The organism is Pilimelia anulata, from assembly GCF_014647895.1.
GTDB lineage: Bacteria > Actinomycetota > Actinomycetes > Mycobacteriales > Micromonosporaceae > Pilimelia > Pilimelia anulata.
Genome location: NZ_BMQB01000001.1, coordinates 166,257 through 186,033, shown reverse-complemented (window position 1 = coordinate 186,033; position 19,777 = coordinate 166,257). Strand labels below are relative to the sequence as shown.

The 19,777-nt window shown below is 68.1% G+C and carries 18 protein-coding genes; 2 read left to right on the top strand and 16 right to left on the bottom strand.

Going from position 1 to position 19,777, the window contains the following annotated elements; translation table 11 throughout:
- Positions 1–41 precede the first annotated feature (41 nt).
- Positions 42–1,886: a M28 family peptidase gene (locus IEY94_RS00820; RefSeq protein ID WP_229783302.1), complete on the top strand. Its 1,845-nt coding sequence runs from the start codon at positions 42–44 to the stop codon at positions 1,884–1,886.
- A 3-nt stretch (positions 1,887–1,889) separates the two neighbouring features.
- On the opposite strand, the gene IEY94_RS00815 is transcribed toward IEY94_RS00820, so the two are convergent.
- The 7 genes from IEY94_RS00815 to IEY94_RS00785 all read right to left on the bottom strand — a co-directional run bounded on the left by IEY94_RS00815 (position 1,890) and on the right by IEY94_RS00785 (position 8,555).
- Complete coding sequence (locus tag IEY94_RS00815; protein WP_189168050.1) at positions 1,890–2,624, bottom strand: CDP-alcohol phosphatidyltransferase family protein; 735 nt, start codon at positions 2,622–2,624, stop codon at positions 1,890–1,892.
- A gap of 155 nt (positions 2,625–2,779) precedes the next feature.
- Positions 2,780–3,373 (bottom strand): flavin reductase family protein, encoded by a 594-nt coding sequence (locus IEY94_RS00810; protein ID WP_189168049.1) that lies wholly within the window; start codon positions 3,371–3,373, stop codon positions 2,780–2,782.
- A complete protein-coding gene (locus IEY94_RS00805; RefSeq protein WP_189168048.1) occupies positions 3,370–4,293 on the bottom strand; it encodes a hypothetical protein in 924 nt (307 codons plus the stop codon). The genes IEY94_RS00810 and IEY94_RS00805 overlap by 4 nt, the downstream gene beginning before the upstream one ends.
- A gap of 764 nt (positions 4,294–5,057) precedes the next feature.
- A complete protein-coding gene (locus tag IEY94_RS00800; RefSeq protein ID WP_189168047.1) occupies positions 5,058–5,618 on the bottom strand; it encodes a flavoprotein in 561 nt (186 codons plus the stop codon).
- Positions 5,619–6,977 (bottom strand): hypothetical protein, encoded by a 1,359-nt coding sequence (locus IEY94_RS00795; RefSeq protein ID WP_189168046.1) that lies wholly within the window; start codon positions 6,975–6,977, stop codon positions 5,619–5,621.
- A 787-nt stretch (positions 6,978–7,764) separates the two neighbouring features.
- Positions 7,765–7,923 carry a hypothetical protein gene (locus tag IEY94_RS00790; protein ID WP_189168045.1) on the bottom strand — a complete coding sequence of 53 codons (159 nt, stop codon included), beginning with the start codon at positions 7,921–7,923 and terminating at the stop codon, positions 7,765–7,767.
- A gap of 53 nt (positions 7,924–7,976) precedes the next feature.
- Positions 7,977–8,555, bottom strand: a complete 579-nt coding sequence (locus IEY94_RS00785; protein ID WP_189168044.1) for a flavoprotein — start codon at positions 8,553–8,555, stop codon at positions 7,977–7,979.
- Positions 8,556–8,866: 311 nt separating this feature from the next.
- On the opposite strand from IEY94_RS00785, the gene IEY94_RS00780 reads away from it, so the two are divergent.
- The gene (locus IEY94_RS00780; protein ID WP_189168043.1) at positions 8,867–9,037 is read left to right on the top strand and encodes a hypothetical protein; all 171 of its coding nucleotides are present in this window, start codon (positions 8,867–8,869) and stop codon (positions 9,035–9,037) included.
- 1,015 nt (positions 9,038–10,052) lie between these two features.
- Here the strand turns inward: IEY94_RS00780 and IEY94_RS00775 are convergent.
- The 9 genes from IEY94_RS00775 to IEY94_RS00735 all read right to left on the bottom strand — a co-directional run bounded on the left by IEY94_RS00775 (position 10,053) and on the right by IEY94_RS00735 (position 19,498).
- A complete protein-coding gene (locus IEY94_RS00775; protein ID WP_189168042.1) occupies positions 10,053–10,319 on the bottom strand; it encodes a hypothetical protein in 267 nt (88 codons plus the stop codon).
- A 15-nt stretch (positions 10,320–10,334) separates the two neighbouring features.
- Positions 10,335–11,351: a DnaB-like helicase N-terminal domain-containing protein gene (locus IEY94_RS00770; RefSeq protein ID WP_189168041.1), complete on the bottom strand. Its 1,017-nt coding sequence runs from the start codon at positions 11,349–11,351 to the stop codon at positions 10,335–10,337.
- A gap of 6 nt (positions 11,352–11,357) precedes the next feature.
- On the bottom strand, positions 11,358–12,176 hold the full coding sequence (locus tag IEY94_RS00765; RefSeq protein ID WP_189168040.1) for a hypothetical protein: 819 nt from the start codon (positions 12,174–12,176) through the stop codon (positions 11,358–11,360).
- Positions 12,169–13,959, bottom strand: a complete 1,791-nt coding sequence (locus IEY94_RS00760; protein WP_189168039.1) for a type IV secretory system conjugative DNA transfer family protein — start codon at positions 13,957–13,959, stop codon at positions 12,169–12,171. The genes IEY94_RS00765 and IEY94_RS00760 overlap by 8 nt, the downstream gene beginning before the upstream one ends.
- Positions 13,959–15,464, bottom strand: a complete 1,506-nt coding sequence (locus tag IEY94_RS00755) for a putative type IV secretion/conjugal transfer ATPase (protein WP_189168038.1) — start codon at positions 15,462–15,464, stop codon at positions 13,959–13,961. Before IEY94_RS00755 ends, IEY94_RS00760 begins: the two co-directional genes overlap by 1 nt.
- A gap of 6 nt (positions 15,465–15,470) precedes the next feature.
- Entirely contained in the window at positions 15,471–17,015 is a 1,545-nt protein-coding gene (locus tag IEY94_RS00750) for an SCO6880 family protein (RefSeq protein WP_189168037.1), read from the bottom strand.
- Entirely contained in the window at positions 17,012–18,415 is a 1,404-nt protein-coding gene (locus IEY94_RS00745) for a hypothetical protein (protein WP_189168036.1), read from the bottom strand. The genes IEY94_RS00750 and IEY94_RS00745 overlap by 4 nt, the downstream gene beginning before the upstream one ends.
- 35 nt (positions 18,416–18,450) lie before the next feature.
- Positions 18,451–18,933 carry a DUF8175 domain-containg protein gene (locus tag IEY94_RS00740; RefSeq protein WP_189168035.1) on the bottom strand — a complete coding sequence of 161 codons (483 nt, stop codon included), beginning with the start codon at positions 18,931–18,933 and terminating at the stop codon, positions 18,451–18,453.
- 265 nt (positions 18,934–19,198) lie between these two features.
- A complete protein-coding gene (locus IEY94_RS00735; protein ID WP_229783214.1) occupies positions 19,199–19,498 on the bottom strand; it encodes a hypothetical protein in 300 nt (99 codons plus the stop codon).
- Positions 19,499–19,777: the final 279 nt, after the last annotated feature.

The window sequence follows — 19,777 nt, the reverse complement described above, 5'->3', positions numbered from 1 at the left end:
TCACGTCCCCACCATTGAGAATGGAGCGGTGCCGCGTGCAGATGCCGGAGCTGGCCCTGTGCTACCGCCAGGCCATCACCCACGACCAGTTGCGGCACGACCTCACCACCGTCGCCGGCATCGACCGCCTCCAGGGCAGCCACGGCCTGAACAACCTCGCCGACGACATCGCCGACCGCGCCGCCGCCTGCGGCCTCGACGTGCAGGTGCGCCGCTACCAACCTGGCGCCCCTGATGCCCGCTGGTGGAACTACACCGCCCCGCAAGCCGGCTCCCCGCGAGCGGCGTCCCTGACCATCCTCGGCGAAACCGGGCCGGTCACCAGCTACCCGCTCGACCCTTGCACCCTGGCTCGGGGATCGGCATCCACCCCACCCTCGGGCATCCGGGCACCGCTGATCGACCTCGCCCGCACACCCCAGCCCCGGGTCCCCGGCGCGTTCGTGATCAGCCCGCCGCTGGGACGCTTCGCGCTGCGGACCCTGGTCGAGCAACTCCACGACTGGGGTGCCATCGGCCTGGCCTTGCGATCGACCCGCCGCGAGGGCTGCGACGACACAGTCATCGACCGCATGGAACTACCCGACGGATGCCCCCTCGTCGGCTTCAGCGTCTCCGCGAGCCAGAGCAACCGGCTGCAGGCCGCCGCAGCGAACAACGGCCACGTCCACGTTCATGCCGAGCACGACCCCGCCGCCCCCATGCCGCTGGTCTACGCCCGACGCCGCCACCGCACCGGCGGACAACTCGGCGTGCTGATCGCCCACCTCTGCCACCCCGCGCCCGGAGCAGACGACAACGCCTCCGGCGTCGCCGCGCTGCTGAGCATCGCTCGCGCCGCCCACCACATCTACGGCCCGGACCGGGGTCCGAACTTGGCGTTCCTGTGGGCACCGGAAATGGTCGGCACCGCCGCGTACCTCCACGACATCGCCGACCACCCCGACCACAAGCCCGCGTTCGCGCTCAGCCTCGACATGCTCGGCGGTGACCCCAACATCTGCGGCGGCGTCCTCACCATCGAGCAAAGCCCAGACCACCTACCGGCCCCGCTCGCCGGCGCGTTAGAAGCCGCCGCGCGTGCTGTGAGCCCTGCCGCGGTTTCCTACTCGACGGCCGTTCAGCTACCGACCTGGCCGCGCGCGGTCGTCCCGTTCGTTGGCGCCAGCGACCACCTGCTGTTCGCCGACCGCAGCATCGGCATCCCCGCCGCCCACATCACCCGCCTGCCTAACCGGTTCCACCACACCTCCCACGACACCACCGCCACAATCTCCTACCCCGAACTACACCGCGCCGCAGTCACCACAGCGGTCGCCGTCACAGCCCTGTCCACCGGTGGGCCGGCGTTGGCCCAGGTGATCGACGCCGTCGCAGACCTCGGCTGCCGCCGTCTCACCGCACTGATCATCTCCGCCGACGGGGCCAATACGACTGCGGAGGACCTGCGGCACACCGCAGAGGTGGCAGACGGTGCGCTGCGCACGCTCCAGCTCTGGCACCCCACGATGCTGACCGACATCAACCACACGCGCGCCCACCTGGCCGACATCGCCGATCGCCTCATCCCGAGCGGCGAGACCGCGCCGAGCACCGACTCGGCCACGGCCGCCGTCCCGTTACGCCGGTGGCAAGGGCCGTGGAACCTTCACAACCTCGACCACGCCCTCAGCCGGGACGGACGCACCCGCCTGGCCCGGCTGCTCGTCGGTGGCGCCGCGGACTACGCGAGACTCGTCGCCGTGGCCCACAGCATCGATGACCAGCACAACGTCGCGCAGATCGCCGCACGCGCCGCCCGGATCACGGCACTCACCGTCCACCCCGCCCACGCCCACGCACTGTTGGACGTGATGGCCGAAGCCGAATGGATCGCCTGGCAGTAGCGGCTATCGGCCCTGGCCTCCGGCCCCCCACGCCGACCGGCCCGACGCCGCGACACTCGCTGCCAGGAAGCCGCAGTTCACGACCGTGAACAGCGCCATCACCCAAACCATGCCCGCCGGCCACAGCACCAGCGATACGGCGACCAGGGTCACCATGAAGCCGTAGTCACGGACCAACTTCACCAGCCGCACCAGCGGAGACCCGGAGGTCACCAAACTCACGTTGGTGCCTTCCTTGGCCATCACCGAGGTCACCATGTTGACCATCCACGAAGCACCGAACACCGCCAGCAACCACGACGGCACCCACGAACTCGCCGCCGACACCACCGCAGCGACCGCACCCACCAACGCAATCTGCACCGCGATGTCACACAACACGTCCAGCCGACCACCGGCCGCACTCGACTGACCAGTCACCCGCGCCAGCTGCCCATCACAGCAGTCACACACATACGCCACCTGCCACAACAGCCAGGCGACAACCCCCCACCACCGGGCCGTACCGCCGGCCACTGCCTCAGCCAAAGCGACCGTGGTCAGCGACGCACCCACCCCAAGCACCAGGTTCGCCAACGTCAGCGCCGACGGGCGCAGTCCCCACCTGTGCGCCGCGACGCACAATCGCGCCGACACCGGGTAGTCCACCCACACGGTGAACAGACCAGCCGGCCGGGCCACCGCCCGATACTGCGCCCAGCCCGGCGCTGCCATCGGCGGTGTGGTCGTTTGCGTCATCGTTGCCTCTCGCCTCAAACGCTCAGGTAAGCGATCAGTGCACACGCCTCATCGGCAGGGCCTGGTTCGAGCACCATGACGCCGCCCTAGACGAGCGGCTCGTAGCCCCGGCAGCCTGAGCCTGCCTCGATGGTGTGGCCCATCGTTCGCTGTCGTCATTTTGCCTGGTCACCGTACGGGATCGTGCGGCGGTCGCCCGCTGTGGCGAACACGTTCCCGCTGACCTGCATGATCGGCTGAGCGGTCTCGCGGGGTACACCGTCGGGGTCGAAGTCGGCGGAATTGAATGCGACTTCCTCGACGGCAGCGAGGTACACGCCGTGGTCGCCGCCGGTATCCAGGCGCTGTGTGCGCCGGCATGTCATCCAGCCGAGCCCGTTACGCAGCACCGGACCGTAGGCAGACACATCCTCGGCTATCGGTAGCCCGCACGCTGCCAGCTTGGTCGCCCGGTCGGGGAATTCGTATCGGGAGTAGCGGGCGCCGAGCCGCCACACGCCTTCCAACTGATCCGCCCGCGGCACCGACAGCGTGAACCCGTCAGCAGACGCCAAGTTCCCACAGGTCCGAAAATCCCGATGAACCGCCACGATGATCATCTGCGGGTCGGTAGACACCGAAGTCACGTTCGACACCGGAATCAGGTTCGCTTCGCCACTGGGGCTGCGACTACCGATCAGGTAGGCGACCCTCGGACTGAGCAGGCGATGCGCCCGCCCCAGGTCGCCGCGGATCAACGGGCCGGTCATGCTGTCGCCTCTTGACGGAACGATCGGATCGCCTCGGTCAGCTCACGGCCTGATCGGGATGTCGCGTGCCGTCCGGCCCGCAACCGGGCTGTCACCTCACCGAGCACCTGGTGGACTTGCTTGATCCGCTGCTGCTTCGGCATCTCCAGCACCGGACGCACCGCCTCAACTGCCCCCTCCGGCCCACCGCCAGTGGAATCCAATCGGGCGATGGCCAGATATCCGCGCCCAAGCGCCCAGCTCACCGGCCAACTGCCACCAGCCGGTGCCGACTGGCCGTAGCCCAGCGCCGCCATCGTTTCCTCCACCGCACCCTGATCACCCAGATGGGCGTAGCTCACCGCCCGGTAATACAGCTGCCGATGATGCGGAAACGAAAACAATCCCCCGAACTCAGCCAGAGCCCCCACCGGTGACCGCGGCGGCGGTTCAGTACGCAACAGTGCTCGCGCTTCATCCCGGCGGCCCAGCTGGGCGAGCGCCCGCACCTGTAGACCACGCAGCCGCCGGTGCCCGTCGCCGCCCACCGCCACGTCGTTGCCTTCGGCAGCGTGGGCGAGGACAGCTTCGGTGTGTCCGCGCCACAGGTCGATCATCGCTTTCGTGCACAGCGCCCAGCTCCGCAGCCCGGTGTGCCCGGCCATTGCCGCGAACGACTCGGCGCTGCGCGCCTGCGCCATGCCCGCCTCCGGCTCACCCACATCATGGGACAGCGAGGCCAGGAGGAGGCAGGTGGCGCTCATGGTCACGTACAAGTCGGCTGCCGTCCGTGGATGCTGCCGGCCGCTTTCGATCTGAGCGGCAACCCGATCACGCAGCACGACGGCGTCGACGATTCCGCGCCCGACATCGGAGGTGGCCACGTAATCGTCGGCGGCCCGCCGTAGGTCGGTGCGAAGCGCCTGCAGGTCCGTCGACACGGGCTGATCTTGGTGGGCGGCCTCGGCCAGCCGGAGGGAGTCACCGGCAGCAAGCCGCAGGAGACCCGGCGCGGCAGCCGCGCCTCCGCCCGCTGCAAGAGACATCAGTAGCGCGCGACGCCGCATCTGCTCATCCTCCCCACCCAACCCACAGAGACTCTGTCCTTCATCCACGACAGCACGCCGTGGCCGCCGGCCGCCGTAAAAGCCAAGGTCAGCGTCGCACGCCGCACCCAGGACTGCCCGGTATCCCTCCCGCACCAGCGCCGTCGGCCAGCGGTGCCGGCCACCTTCATGCTCGACAACCTTTCGATCATCAAGTGTCGGCGAACCAGGACCGTGCTGTTGCCACAGGTAGCGGTTGACCGCCTCCGCCAACTCCTGAGGTGACATAGGACCGCAGGCACCGGACGGTGACGGACGACGCAGCCGCGCCGCCCGCAGACGATCATTCGGCGGTTTGTCATCTGCCGTCGCCACCACACCTCCAACTTGCCAAGATCAAACAAATGGTGTCCGATGCAGCATTTCAACGGCCTAGCGCCAGATCAAGACGCGGCACGACATCAACGAGAGCCTGTTCGTGACGGGGTCGACGCCCCCGGGTGCGGCTGCGGCAGAGTAGTCCTGCGAGGAAGAACCATCCCGGCGGAGGCCGGCGGCTTTTGGCCGCCCCTGCTAACGCATTATCCCGACCGCCGACGGTGAAGCGGCGCGGAGGTGCCGCGCCCGCCCCGTAAGACTGTGACCCACTGGCTCCATGATCATGTTCGTGGGGACCGAGCGGAACAGTCCATTGGGCTGGGTAGCGCACGTAGGAGGTCCAGGACCGGCGACCAGTGGTAGGGCCCGTCGGGATCGGCCGGGCGTAGTGCCTCTGTCGTTGTCAGCCGGACTCCGCTGTCGGCGAGCCGTCGCAGGTGGCCGTCGAATGCGGGATGGGCGGCGAGGTCGGCTTTGGCGTAGGGCGAGGCCACGATTGGCAGGCGGGTTCCGAGCGCGCCGTTGAGGACGCCAAGGGCCAGGCTGTCGTTGATCCCGGTGGCCCACTTGTTGATCGTGTTGAAGGTGGCGGGGACGACGGCGAGCGCGTCGGGCATCGGTTGGGTGCTCTGTTCGTCGGGGTGACGCTGCCGATGCCGTACCGGACTGCCGGTCTGTTCGGCGAGGTCGTCGACCGGCAGCCAGGAAGTGGCAGTGGGGGTGGCGATGATGTGTACGGTCCATCCTTCGCGTTGGACAGCGGCGACGAACTCACCGATGCGGCGGGCCGGCGGGGCTGCACATACCACCAGGCACAGCGTGCGGCCGGTACGAGGGGGCACTTACGCCGCCACGGCGGTGCGTTCGGCGAGCGCCCGCAGGCCTGGCATGTCCGCATGCCGTTCTCGCTGGAGAAGTTCGGCGATTAGGTGTCGTGCTGGTTGGTTGACGCTGAAGATCTGGGCGGAGAGACGTTCGGCTTCTAGCAGGTGCAGTACTGCGGAGGCGTCGTGGCCCGCACCGCGGGCGTGGGCTGCGGCGAGATCCAGATGCACCCGCGTTCGCCGGCCAATGAGTGCTTCGGGTAGCCGGGAGAGGTCCACGCTTGCCCCGAGCCGGAGCGCGGCGGCGGGGTCGTAATCGGCTGCGATGCCGATGCGGTGAATGGCCACGTTGGTGGGGCCGAAGCCTGTCCAGACGTCGTTGTGGTCGCCACCGATCTGATCAGCCATGCTGGCCGCGCGGTCCAGGTAACAGGCGGCGTCTTGGTGTCGTCCGCGACGCGCCGCGATGACGCCGGAAAGCAGCGTCAGCGCTCCACGAACCGAAAGTCGGGCGCGGGTGCGCAGGCCGTCTCGGTCGAGGACATCGAGTGCCTCCGCCACGAGGTCCGCGGCTTGGTCCTGCCGCTGCGGTGTCGCCAGGACGGCGCAGGCGATGCTGTGCGCAGCCGCGCCGGCCAAGTCATTGTTTCCGGTGGAGTCGGCGCCTCGTCGTGCACGGTCAGCGGCGACGAGAGCCAAGCTGTGGTCACCTGCCCTGAGCGCAAGTTTCGCCGCTGCTAGGTGGGCGGCAGGCAGGAGGTACTCCGCCGCCTGCCGCTGCCGGCCGCCGCCTAGGCCTGCTTCAGCGCGGCCGATGATGTCCGGTAGCAGGGATGCCGTAGTGGAGTAGTCGGCGCGTTGGTAGGCGAGGTGTGCCGCCCCGATATCCGCACGTTGCGCGTGGTGGTCTGGCTCGCCGGCCGACCGGGGGGAGCGTCCTGGCGCCAGCAGACAGCGTCGGAGTGCGCTCAACATCTCCTGATGGTCATTGGCGGATGCGGTGTCGAGCCCGGGGGTGCAGTAAGCCGGCACCGTGTAGGGGCGGATGAGTGTGCTTCCCGCGCCGGGATCATGGTCGCAGGGCGGTGTCCGGCCGCCGTAGAAGCCGAGGTCGGCGTCGCACGCCGCGCCCAGGACCGCTCGGTACCCCTCCCGCACCAACGCTGTCGGCCACCGGTACCGGCCACTCTCGTGTTCTCGAACCTTCCGCGCATCGATCGTCGGCGCACCGGACCCGTACCGCTCCCACAGGTAGCCGTTGACCGCCTCAGCCAACTCCTGAGGCGACATCGGGCCCCCGAACCCAGACGGCGTCGGGCGGCGCAGCCGGGCGGCGCGTAGGCGATTGTTCGGCGCCTTGTCAGCCGAGGCCTTCACCGTCCCCCCATCACTGGTCGCGACCCGAATAGTGCCGAAGGGTCAGCATTCCAGTGGCATCCTGTCGGATCAAGGCTGCCACGGCGGTCGACGCCGGCACGGACGGTTGCATCAACCCGATCAAGATCAAAAGACCTGCGCCGGCGGGTCCGGACATCTGGAGCCGACGGTAAATCCCGCCCGGAGGCCGAGGCGCCGAGGACAGCCGTTCCCGATGTCCCCGATTTGTCGAGGTGGCCTCGCGGATCAGTCGGCGGGACGGGGAAGTGCACGCAGCAGATCCAGGACCGGCGACCACTGGAATGGCCCGTCGGGATCGGCCGGGCGTAGTGCCTCGTTGCTGTCAGCCGGACACCGCGTTCGGCGAGCAGCCGGAGGTGGCCGGCGAATGCGGGGATGGGCAGCGAGGTCAGCTTTGGCGTAGGGCGAAGCGACGACTGCAAGGCGAGTTCCGAGCGCGCCGTTGAGGACACAGAGGGCCAGCCTGTCGTTGATCCCGGCGGCCCACATGTCAATCATGTTGAAGGTGGCGGGAACGACAGCGACCGCGTCGGGCACTGATTGGGCGCTCGGCTCGTCGGGGCGGCGCTGCCGATCCCGCACCCCGCCCTGCCGGTCTGCTCCGCGAGTTCATCGAGCGGCAGCCAAGCAACGGCGGTGGGGGTGGCGATAAGGTGGACGGCCCATCCCTCGCGCTGGACAGCGGCGACGAAGTCGCCGATGCGGCGGGCCGGCGGGCTGCGCACACGACAAGGCACAGGGCACGGACGGGAGGATGGGAAGTCATCTACGCAGCCACGGCAATTTGCTCGGCGAGCGCCCACAACGCGGTGGCGTCGGTCGGCCAATTCCGGCGTTGCAGCTCTACGATGAACCGTCGAGCGGGTTGCCTGACGCTGAACACCGGATCGGTATGACCTTCGATCTCCAAAAGGTGTCGTGCCACGGCAGAGTCCTTACCCGGACCGCGGGCATTGGCTGTGATGAGGTCTACTATGGTCATTTAAAATGGCGGGACCTAGTAGTGTGCCGTGACGTCTCGCTGTCCACCCGCTCTAATGCAGCCAGCCAGGGAAAGGGGCTGATGTTGCTGTTGCCAGATCCCGGGGGGTGCGGTTCGTAACCTGATGTTCCGAGTAGCACGTCGATGCCCTCCGCGCGCAGAGTCTCGATCGCGTTACGCAGCGGTATACGGGCGGCGAGGGCGGCGTTGATGAAGGGCAGGACGACGATTGGAATGTCGGTGCCGATTTGTTCGGCTAGGAATCCGAGTGCATAGGTGTCGCTGATCCCGGCTGCGAGTTTGTTGATCGTGTTGAACGTCGCAGGGGCCACGATAATTGCGGCCGGTGTGAGGCGTGGTCCACGAGGGGTGGTGGGCTTGCGGTAGCTGGACTTGACCGGACGTCCCGTCTGGGCTTCCAAAGCCTTGACGTCAAGAAAGCCTATCGCGGCAGGAGTGGCTATCAGTTGAACCTCCCAACCGCTGGCTTGTGCAAGCGCCACAAGACTGCCGACCTCGCTTGCCGGTCCAGCGCCGCAGACCACAATATACAGAGTTCTGATGGTGCTATTCACAGAGCGGCGCCGATACGCTGCGCCAGGTCTCTTACCGGCGGCCGGCGGTTAGCTGGCACCCTTCGGTGCAGATCGGTGACTAGCTGATGAACTGCGGGACGTAGTCGCACTTCCTCCGGTGCGACGCGTTCAGCATTACATAGTGCACGGGTCGCGTTTTCCCAGTGCTCGCGTTGGGTGTGGGCACGTGCGAGGTCGAGGTAGAGGTTCGCGCGGCGTTCGACAGATGGGATGTGAGCACTGGCGGCTGCCGACTGGCCGAGATGCACTGCCACTCCCGCGTCTCCAAGGATGGTGGACACGCTGATCCGATGAAGTATCACGTTCGTGGGGCCGAAGGCGGTCCACTGCTCATTGCCATCTCCGCCAAGCCGATGCGCGGCGCCAGTGGCTTGATCCAGCAGGGTGAGGGCGGTGTCTCGGTCGTCACACCGGGCCGCGGCGACGGCACCGCGAAGGAGCAACGCACCCGTCAGCGCTAAGCCGGCGCTCGTGCGCCCTGACGCCGTCAATGAGACTGATGCGGCGGTTTGCTTGGCTATTTGCGCCGCCAATCGGTGATTGCCACCGCGGCTAAGCGCGTGTACGAGCGCTCGGCTACTTGCTGCGATGGTTAGGGGGTCATCGCATTGGCGAGCTGCCGACACGCTGCGGTCGGCGGCTATCAAAGCTAGGGGCGTGTCACCTGCTTTCAGTAGCAGGCTCGCGGCCAACTGGTTCGCGTGGACGTTTAGCGCCGTGGGGCGGACTGAGTCTTGTAGGTGTGCCAGCACCTTTGCTAATAAAACCGCCGCCGCTGAATGCTGACACCGCTGGTAACGCGCTTTAGCACTCTGGAGTAAAGCTGCAGCCTCGGACGAACCAGGACTGTCCGATGAGGCGCGGTGGGGTGTAAACAGGGCGGCGGCGAGGACACATAACCCACCTCCGGCCTGGTAAGCGCCTGTCGCGGCAATCGCTCCTGCGTAGTCGAGGAACTCTCGGCGTCGCACCGTCACCTCCTCATCTGAGTCGCTGTTCGCTGCGGCAACGGCAATGTTGGGGTCCGTTCCGGCGCACAGTTCGCCCTGTGTGTACCCATTGGGCGTGATTCGGTTGCGCCCGCCGTGGAAGCCGAGATCGGCGTCGCGTTCCACGCCGAGGACGGATCGGTAGCCTTCGCGTACCAGGGCTGCCGGCCAGCGGTACCGACCGTTCTCGTGCTCGCCGACCTTGCGAGCGTCGAGAGTCGGGGCCCCCGTGCCGTAACACTCCCAGAGGTAGGCGTTGACTGCCTCAGCCAGCTCCTGTGGTGACATGGGGGCGCCCACGTCTGACGGTGATGCTTTACGCAGCCTGGCAGCGCGCAGACGCTCGTTGGGCAGTCGATCACCAGACCTCACCACCCGCGCCTCCACCGTCAAGATCGTCACTTAGGATGCCGAGCCAGCATCTCAGCGTCGATGGCGCGTATCAAGGCTGCAACGCGATGAACTCGGATCGGTTAGGTGCGCCTGGCTACTTCTGTCTTGCCCAGCGGGCGTGGCGTTCGAGCCGGTGGATGGTCAGGTCGTCGGTGATGCGTAGCCATCCGGCGAGGTCGGCGATCCACCAGGCGTTTTGGTAGAGGACGAAGTCGGTGATGGTGTCGGACAGGGTGGTGGCGGTGCCGTTGTCGAAGGCGTCGCCCATTTCGTGGTGGCTGACTTCTAGACGCAGCGGCTGGCCGGTGTCGCTGTGGGGGTTGTGGTCGGGGACGGTCGGTTGTGGTGTGTCGTGGTTCATGGTCTGCCGTCCCTTCTACTGGTCGTGGCGGGGCGATGGTTGGGTTCCGGGGGCTGGTTGGGGTGGTTTGAGTTGGGGGTCGATGCCGGTGGTTGCTGTGCGTTGTGGTTCGAGGGTGGCGAGGCGTCCGGCGAGGCGTTGTCGCATGTCTTCGGTGAGTAGGTCGCGTCCGAGTTCGATGGCGGTTCGTGCGGGTTGGGTGCGGCGGAGCCTTGCGAGGAGTGCTTGGTCGGTTTCGGGGGCTGCTCCGTATGCCCAGATGGCGGTGGGTAGGTCGGTGAGGTGTTGTGATCGTTCGTGGGTGCGGGTTTGTTCGAGGTGCCAGGCGACGGTGAGTTCGTCGATGGGGTCGCCGTCGAAGCCGATACTGATGATCGTTTCGTAGACCTGTTGGCGTTGTGGGCTGGTGAAGGTGTCTGAGTGTAGGAATCGGCCGAGTTGGCGTGCTTGGTCTGGGTGTTGGAGCAGGTCGGCTAGTAGTTCTTCCTCGGCCATGATGCGGGCGGGGTCGGCTTGCTCGACCGCGAGGGTCGGTTCGGGGAGGGCGGCCTGGCGAGGTGTGGGCTCGTCGAGGTCGGCTTCGATGAGGGCTGCGTTGATTTGGGCTTGGCGGGCGAGGGCTGCGGCGAGGCGGTTGAGGTGCGCGGCGCCGGCTTCGTCGCGGCTGTGGGCGGCGTTGGTGGTGATGCGTTGGGCGTGTTGTTGAATATCGCGGCGTAGGCCCGCGTCGATGACCATGCGGGCGTAGGCGGCGGCATGCTGTGGTTCGGGGCAGGTATCGCGTAGTCCGTCGAGCCAATCGGGCGCCACACCGTTGGCGTTGACCCGTTCGGCGACCAGTTCGGTGAGCGTGCTGCCGGAGGCGTGGGGGTAGGCGGTGCGGGTGTCGGTGATTGCGGTGTACACGGCGGCGTGGAGGCTGTTGCCGAAGTCGCCGGGCCGTAGGTGCCCGAACTCGGGGCCGGCGGGGACGGGTTCGGCGAGCAGTGCGCCGAGGAGGGCTTGTTCGGCTCGGGTGTTCAGCGAGGTCATTGCTGTTTACCTCCAGTCCTGTCGGCTACTGCGTGTTCGAGATTGCTGTGCCTGCTCGACGGCGTGGTCGGCTTCGGCGAGGCGTTCGGCGGATCGGTCGAGGTCGGCGGCGAAGACAGGGTCGCTGATCTGCAACCACATGCCTGCCCCGTCCTCAGGGGTCCACCAGAAGCCGTCGTAGTGGATGAAGTCGGCGACCTGTTGCCCGAGTGGCCGGGCGTCGCCGCGGTGTAGGGCATCGTGGATGACGGCATCGGGCACGCTCTGGCCGCCGCGGGTCTGCTCCGCGCTAGCTGAGATCAGGTTGGCGGGCACGGCCGCGAGTGGGTCGGCGGACAGCCATCTGCCGCGGAGTTCGGCGTTTGGGGCTGCCTGGTCGGCTTTGCCGGGTGCGCGGTGTCCGGCGCGGCAGGGTTGGGCGTAGGCGGTGGCTGCGTTTTGGAGCACGATCCGTAGTTCTGAGTGCCAGTAGCGGGCGGCCTGGCCGGACGGGGCGGTACTGGTGTAGATCTCGTGCCGCCAAGCCTTCAATGCCCAGAGTTCTTCGATGAGGCCCGGGTGCTGCGGCCAGCAGTGCGGTAGCCGGTGTTCGGTGGCCAGTTCGTAGCGGTCATGTAGCCAGGTCACCCAATCGACCAGCTCCACCCACGCGGTGCGCCGTTCGGTGGGGGTCATGGCGTGCCACTCGCGCACCAACGTGCGCGGGTCGGCCTGCGGGGTGTCGCTGTCGCGCTTGGCGCCGGGCGCGGGCCGCCGTGGACGGGGGGTGGGGTTGCCGCGTCCGCCGGGCCGTAGGCGGGCGATGGGGTTTTCGGGGTCAGCCACGCTGGTGTTCCTCCAGTTCGGCGAGTTCTTTACGTACGGCAGCCACGGAGGTTGCGTAGGCGTGGGCGCGGTCGGATTCGTAGTGGCGCACCATTCGGGAGATCAGCGCGGGGGTGGTCCCGGCAACGATCAGCGCTTCTCGCTTGTCCTCGTCGAGGGTGCGGACCTGGTCGGGGTTCAGTGTTTTCCGGTCGCTGAGGTTGGTTTGCATGGTGGTGCCGTGGTGCAGGCTGCGGCTGGTACTGCTCAGCGTTTCCCGGTATTCGCCGGCCAGTCGTGAGAATTCGGCCAGCTCGTCGCCGGACAGGCCGCCGAGGGCGATTTTGCAGGTGGCGGCGCCCCAGATCATGTCGGCGCCGTCGCGGCCCCACCGCTGCCGTGCCTGGGCCAGGTCCTGCAGGACGGCGACGACGAAGATGCCGGACCCGCCGGCGTAGGACATCAGCGCGGGCAGATGCGGCAGCGGGACAACGTTGGCCACCTCGTCGAGGATCAACGCCAGTGGTGGGGTGAGCCGGCCATGCGGTCGGCGTTCAGCCAGCTGCTGGGCGGTGGTGGTGATCTCGTCGACGAACGCCGAAATCAGCGGGGCCAAGGATCCGGCCTGCTTCTCCGAGACCTGCAGGTAGATGGTGCCGCTGCGGGTGAGGAAGTCGGCGATATCGAATCCGCCGCCGGCGGGTGGGCAGAACACATCGCGGGCCGCGGTCGACAGCAGGGGGGCGACGGCGGTCTGCACGGTGGTCCACATGTTGGAGCGGGTTTCGGCTGGTGACTGGTAGATGTTGTTGATCAGCTCGGCGACCCCGGGTGCGGCGCCGGCGTGGGCGGCGAGCAGCCGGATGGGTTCGTCGTCGGTCTGATCCAAGGACCAGCGCAGCACGTCCGCCATCGAGCGGTCGGTGAGGGCGGCGGCGTGTAACCATGCGGCGAGCAGGTTCGTGGCGGTCAGGCCGAAGAACCCGGCGTTGGTGGAGTCCGACCCGCCGGTCTCCGGCTTGCCGACGGTGACCATCACCTCGGCGCGTTCGCGGGCCTTGTCGAACCGCTCGCAGTCGCTGGTGGGTGACCAGCGCAGGGGGTGCGGCCAGCGGGTACCGGACAGGTCCATCACGGCCACCGGGCCGCGAGACGTGCGCAGAGCCATGGTGTTGAGGGCTACGTCGTTGCGTACCGACGTGACGAGGGCGGGGCCGCGCCAGTCGGCCAGCCAGGGGATGATGACCTGGCTGGTTTTGCCCTGCCGTGGTGCGGCTAGCAAGAGCACCGAGTGTTGGATGCCCAGCCACAGCGGGATTCGGGTGCGGCCGAGCGGGACTGCCACATCAGCGGGTTCCAGCCGGTCCCGGTCGTCGCGTAGACGCCGGCCGCGTGTCAGCACCGCCTTCTGCGCGAACGCGGCGCGGGTCTGGGCGGGTGAGGCGAAGCCGCGGTAGCGGCGCCGGTCACCCACCCGCCGAAGTGCCATCCCGGCGGCGGCCGTGAATCCGGCGACCGTGAGCACCGCCGCGGTATACATGCCGGCGGGGCCGGGCAGCTGCGCGCGGGCGGGTGCGGGCCAGGCTTGGCGAGGATCGGCCCAGTTGCCGTGCAGATGGGTGAGGATATGCAGGCTGTCACCCACGGACGCGGCCGGCCAACTGAACGCGAACAGCAAGCCGGCGACCTGTCCGACCGCCCACACCCCCACCACCACGGCCGCGACAGCGGCTAGCGCCGCGGCGAACAGGTAGTCGGACACGCTGTCGAACAACGGCCGGCGGGCGATGGTGTGATCGGCCATCACAGCGCCATCCGCTCGTTGGTGTAGAACAGGGCCCGCTCGGCCGGGTGCAGCACGGTCTGCACGACGTGGGAGGCGTGCCGGCCGATCTTCCAGATCGCGCGGCCGACCTGTTCACCAGACCAGGAGGCGATGTGCGCGCACTCGGTGTCGGTCAATCCGATCGCATCGCGGGTCATCGCTAGCGGGGCGGTGTCTTGGTGCAGGCAGATCCGCACGTCGCAGGAGGCGATCAGATTTCGGGCGATGGCGACTTCGGCGGAGCCTTCGGGTCCGACGGCTTCGAAGTCGGCCAGCCGGTGGGTGGCCAGGATCTGGATGGTGCCGTGGGCGCGCGACAGGCGAAGGTCGGAGTCGATTTTGCGGATCATCGCCGGGATACGCATGGCCCGCCACAGTTCGTCGCGGACCACCATCCGGACGGGGCCGTTGGGTTCGTCGATGGCCGCTTGCCCCCAGCTGCTGACGCAGGCCAGGGTCATGGCGACGGTGTCGTCTCCGCGGCCGTCCAGGCGGGACAGGTCGACGGTTTGGATAGGTGCGTCGAAGTCCAGGCGCACGGTGGTCGGCCGGTCGAACAGTCCGGACAGTGAGCCTTGGACCATGTTGCCCAGCGCGTCGGCGGCGGGGCGGATCATCTCCCGCAGTTCGAAGATGTCGTCGTTGCGTATCCGCAGGTCGTGGGCCATCTCCGGGGTGGGGTCGCGTAGCAGCGCCCACACCTGCGGGATGGTCGGGTCGTACAGCCGGTCGTGGTGGTTGCCGGTGCTGTGGTGGATGGCCAGCGACACCGCCGCTTCCTCGGTGGGGGTCAGGTTGCGGCCCAGCCGCACCACCAGCAGCGACGCCAGCAACGTGATCCGGCGACGATGGACCTCGTCCAAGCGCTCCCGCAGCTGGTGCTCGTCGCGGGGCAGGTTACGGCCCAGCGGCCCGGCATCCAGCGGGTTGAGGCGTGCCGGCAGGCCGGGACCCAGCTCGACCGGCTCCACCCCGAGGGCGCGGGCCAACTGGGCGTACTCGTTTTTCAGGTCGCCGGGGATGAACATCCGCACGCCGTAGGCCATCAGTCGGTGCCCGATCGCCTTGATCGTGGCGGACTTCCCGGCGCCGGGGATGCCGGTGATGAGCATGTTCGGGTTCGTGATCAGCCCGCGGCGTAGCCACTCGATGGGGTGGCAGCTGAACGCCCCACCGGAGAGGGTGTCCACGCCGATATACGCCCCGACCGGGGGTAGGGAGGCGCCGAACAGCCACGGATACAGGCCCTGCACCTGGCCGGTCGACCCCCGATACGTCGGGGTGGGCGGTAGCGCGGGGGCTCGGCCGGCGAACGGCCGATCCCAGCCCCGCCGCGGCGCAACCCGGTGGGCAGACCCACGCGATTCCTTCGGCGGTTTGGGTGGCCGACCCGGTTTGGGTGCCGGCCCGGTGGGGGCGAGAATGTCGGCGACGTCAGCCACGGGCAGGTCACCGGCGCGTTCACGACGCCGCAGCAGTCCCATGTCCGGTCACCAGCGCCGTTGGGGCAGACCGAACCCCAGCGGCAGGGCGGACATCGCGAAGCCGATGTCCTGGGCGAACCACATCCGCCGTAGCGCGATCCCGGCTGCCGCCGCATCGGCCTCCAGCGCCGCGCAAGCGTCTTCCAACTCGTCGGGTCGGGTGACGGTGGCGGTGACGTAGCCGGTGAACCGGACCAGCCCGTGTCCGGAGGCCCGCTCGGCGTCCTGGGTTTGGGCGCGTTCAAGAGCTTCACGTTCGTGCTCGGGAATGATCTGCCCGGTGCGTTGCCGCAGCCGCACCGCCGCCGAACGGGCCGTGCGCTCGCGCATCACTTCCCGCTCAGCCTCGCGCGGACCCAACGGTTCGATGTGCAGGGAGATGGACCTGCGGTGGTGGCCCTCACCGAGCAGCGGACCCAGGACGGTGGAGTAGACGTGGGACTTGGGCCAGGAGTGAACCCAGTAGGTGACCGACTTGCCGCCGTCGTGGGTGTAGGAGCCGGCAGAGGATTCCGCGGCTGTCGGACCGGCCAGGCCCGGATCCACCCCGGCGGCCACAGCGCTGCTGTGATCGCGGCGGGCCGCGGCGCGGCGTTCGGACAAGTGTTGGACGGAGTCCGGGTCGAACGCGGTGCGGATGACTTCGGCCAGGTCTCGCGGGCCAAGCCACTCCTGCACCCGCAAATCCGCGCCGGCCACCGCCGACCCCAACGCCCGCAGGTGGCGGGTGAGGACCGCGGCGGCGCCAGCAGTGCCACCGCCGGCGTTCTTGATCTGACGGGCGGCGCGGCGGCCGTCCATCGTGAACGCCAGATACGCCTCCCGCTGTGAGGTCGCCAAGGTGGAGGTGCCCAGCAGCCCGGAGGTGACCTCGACAGCGTGCGCGGGCGCGTCGGGGTGCAGGTGGTCGGCGTGCCAGCGGCGCAGCGCCGCCGCGGACTCCGGGACCAGACGTTGCAGGGCCTGTACCCGGCTGATCGGGTTGCCCTCGGTACACAGGCCGGCCAGCAGTCCACCCCACCCAGACACCCGATGCTCCCGGCGGGACGAGTCCGCCAGCCCAAGGCTGGGGAAACGGACGCGGGCCACGGCAGTGTAGGTGCGGTCCAGGGCGTGATAGGAGATCGCTACCGGCAGGCCGTCGGGCATGCGCGCGTCGAGGATCTGGATCGGGGCCAGAACCCCGGGAAGGTCGATCGGTTTCGGCCGGTCGTGGCGGCCCAGCGGGTTGAACGGCCCGGAGATGAACTTGTGCTTGTCCCGCCACCGCCCACTGCCGTAGGAGGCCACGGCGGTCGCCCATTCATCGACGGTCCGTCCGCCCATCCGAACGAACACCAAGGCGGCCAGTAGCGCGGCGATCGGCCAGGCGACCAGACCGGCGCTCAGGTTCGACACGGTCAGCGGCCACACCGCGGTCAAGACAGCGGCGCCGAGCATGACCGCGCGTTGCCCGGACATGCCGAACAGGAACGCCACCTTTTCCGGCTGCCACCCGAAATAGGTGCGCGCCCCGGCCTCGGGTTCGCGGTGTCGTTGTCTGCGGCTCATTGGTCCCAACTCCGCTGTTCTTCCACCGGTGAACTCGGCGCCGCACGCTGGTGGCGCACCGGCCCCGGCTCGTTGCGCCGCACCGGCGGCGGTGCCGGGTCAGCCCGCAGATCACCGCCGTCGTCGTCGGGGCTGAACTCGTCTGCGTGTACTGGTGGTGTGTTGTGGTGGCCGGGCCACTGCGGTGAGGCGTGACGGGGGTAGCCAGCCGGGTTGGCGTGGGGTTGGCCGTCCAGGCCGGCGTGGCCGGCCATCTGCTCGGAGCGGTTGGCCATGGAATTGACCGTTTTCTGCGCCCCGTCCAAGCCGGCCTTGACCGCGAACGCGGCCACCGCCGCCCCACCGGTGGCAGCACCGGCCGCTCCCGCCCCGGCCGCTGCACCGCTGCCTGAAGCGCCGCTGGCACCGGCAGCAGCGCCGGCCTTACCGGCGCTGGCTCCGGCGCGGCTGCTGTGTGCGGCCATGGTGCGGGCCTCCGCCGCCTGGGAGAACTGGTCCGGGTCGACCCCCTGGGCCGGGCCGCCGCCGCGGTTCGTCGCGTTGGACCCGAACCCGACCATGGCGGCCAGGCCGCCGCCAGAACCGGCAGTGACACTGGTGAAGGGCATGAACCGGGCGATCAACCACCACGCCGCGACGGCCAATGTCAGCGTGGTCATGCCGGTCAGTAGCGACCCCAGCGCGTCGGCCTGCCCGAACAGTTTCAACCCGATGACGAACGCCACCGCGATGACCGGCTTGAGGATCGTCAGCTGGATCGCCGCCGACACCGTCTTTGCCCACCACCCCTTGGTGGTGTCGCTCATCTGCCCGACCGCCGCGATCGGTGACACCGCGATCAGTAACGTCAGCGCGGCGTTACGAAGAAGCAGCTCCACCCACAACGCCAACACCAACAAGATGCCCAGCACACCCAAGACCAGCAGCAGCGTGCCCGTGATGTCCGGGCGGAACGCGAACACCTTCGTCAGCTTGTCCCGCAGGCCCGCGGAGTCACCGAACCCGATCCGGACGATGGCGTCGGTGACCTCGTCCGAGGCCACCACTGCGGCGCTGGCCACCGCCAACGTGGTCATGAACGCGATCAGCGCCTTACCCAGCCCGACGAACGCCTGCGATACCGGGTTGCCGTCGCCGGTGAACGCCGTCCGGGCGGTCTGCACCAGCATCGTCAACACCGCGATCACCGCAGCAATACCTAGGCACATCGCGTACACCGAACGCACGCCCTCGTTGCCGAAATCCACGGTCGGGAACCCCGAGAACGACTTGGCGAAGAACTCCAACATCTTCACCGCGCCGTTGGCCGACGACTGAGCCACCGCGTCCCAACCGGCGGAGGCCGCGCTACCCACCGCCCCGCCGACCACGTCGCCGGCGCATCCCAGCGGGCGCAGCACACACGACGGGTCCGGTGCCGCGGCTAACACCGCGCTCATACGACGAAGTCCTGCCAGCCAGCCGCGGCAGCCTGCGGCGTGCCCGGCGCCACCGCCAAACTGGTGTAGTCGCCGTTGCCGCCATCACGCATCCGCCAGTCACCACCCGACCAGTGCAGCTTCGCCGGATACACGCCCAGCCGCTGCTGCACACCAGCCTGCGAAGTCGAGGTCGTCACATACGCCAACACCAGCACCGTCACCTCGTCCCCGCTCTCCTCACGCACCTGCCACCCGACCGGACCCAACGTCATCGACGCCCCCTGCGGCAGCGCCCCCGACAGCGGCAAACCGAGATCACGGCGGGTGTTACGCGGCCCCTCAGCGAAGTCGTCACCGGCGTTTTCCCAGCTCGGATCCGCGATCTTCTCCCCGATCCACCGGGCCCGCTCCGGATCCAGCGTCGATCCCAGCTGCGACCAGAACTCGATCCCCGCGGACACCGCCCCGGTCCTGTCGTGAGGAAACTCCAGCTGCATATCCCGCTCCGTGCGAGCGCCCCGGGCCAACTTCAACGGCTCGCCACCGGGCGACCCGCCAGGCTGCCCGGTGCCTGACGGCGCCGGGCTTCCTGCGGCCGGCGCCGTTGGCTGCGCCGCCGGGTCGCGGCCCGGGTCACCGGAGAACACCATCTGCGCACCGACCGCGAGCATGGCTACGACGACTAACGCCGCGAGGGTCAGCCATAGTGCTTTACGGCGATGGAATTCGGACCTGTTAAGAAAGCTTTCACTCATCGCGGCGTCAAGCCGCCGCACTAAACGCCGAATTGATCATCGGGATAGCAATCGCCGCAACGATCACCCCACCCAAAGACCACATCAGCGCCCGCTTTCCTTTATCGACACTGTCCGGCCGATTAGACAAACTCCCCACAGCCATCAACCCACCCGACGCCAAAGCCGCCACACCACAAGCGATCAGCACCCCCCACTTCACGTAAGAAATGAGAAGACCAACCCCCTTAGAACCGGCAGTCGGATCAACAGGACCCGGATTAGGCACATCCGCCAACAACCGCCCCGCTTCGGCCAGCAACGACATCCCAGACATCCTTCGCAGCAGACGACTTACGTCACACAAGCGTTCGCCCCCTGACCTGCAAAGACATCGGTCAGTGACGATGTAGGGATTCACGGTAAGGACTAGTGCCGGGGGTGGGTCAACTAGGTAATGACCAATAAAGACCATCGATCCAGATGTCCTATCTCGACCACTAAGCCGGCCTAGCCGTTCAGCCGACAGCACCCCATCCACCCATCCAAAAACCAATTGATGCCCCACCCAAGGGAACCAAACTGAAAGAGGGCACATCTATTGACA

Bases quoted from the DNA above. Each gene is read 5' to 3' on its own strand.
- IEY94_RS00770 (WP_189168041.1), bottom strand. From the start codon at position 11,351: ATGACCTCGCTGAACACCCGAGCCGAACAAGCCCTCCTCGGCGCACTG.
- IEY94_RS00815 (WP_189168050.1), bottom strand. From the start codon at position 2,624: ATGACGCAAACGACCACACCGCCGATGGCAGCGCCGGGCTGGGCGCAG.
- IEY94_RS00780 (WP_189168043.1), top strand. From the start codon at position 8,867: ATGAAGTATCACGTTCGTGGGGCCGAAGGCGGTCCACTGCTCATTGCC.
- IEY94_RS00820 (WP_229783302.1), top strand. From the start codon at position 42: ATGCCGGAGCTGGCCCTGTGCTACCGCCAGGCCATCACCCACGACCAG.
- IEY94_RS00775 (WP_189168042.1), bottom strand. From the start codon at position 10,319: ATGAACCACGACACACCACAACCGACCGTCCCCGACCACAACCCCCAC.
- IEY94_RS00735 (WP_229783214.1), bottom strand. From the start codon at position 19,498: ATGTCGTTGCTGGCCGAAGCGGGGCGGTTGTTGGCGGATGTGCCTAAT.
- IEY94_RS00750 (WP_189168037.1), bottom strand. From the start codon at position 17,015: ATGAGCCGCAGACAACGACACCGCGAACCCGAGGCCGGGGCGCGCACC.
- IEY94_RS00740 (WP_189168035.1), bottom strand. From the start codon at position 18,933: ATGCAGCTGGAGTTTCCTCACGACAGGACCGGGGCGGTGTCCGCGGGG.
- IEY94_RS00810 (WP_189168049.1), bottom strand. From the start codon at position 3,373: ATGACCGGCCCGTTGATCCGCGGCGACCTGGGGCGGGCGCATCGCCTG.
- IEY94_RS00755 (WP_189168038.1), bottom strand. From the start codon at position 15,464: ATGGGACTGCTGCGGCGTCGTGAACGCGCCGGTGACCTGCCCGTGGCT.
- IEY94_RS00760 (WP_189168039.1), bottom strand. From the start codon at position 13,959: ATGGCCGATCACACCATCGCCCGCCGGCCGTTGTTCGACAGCGTGTCC.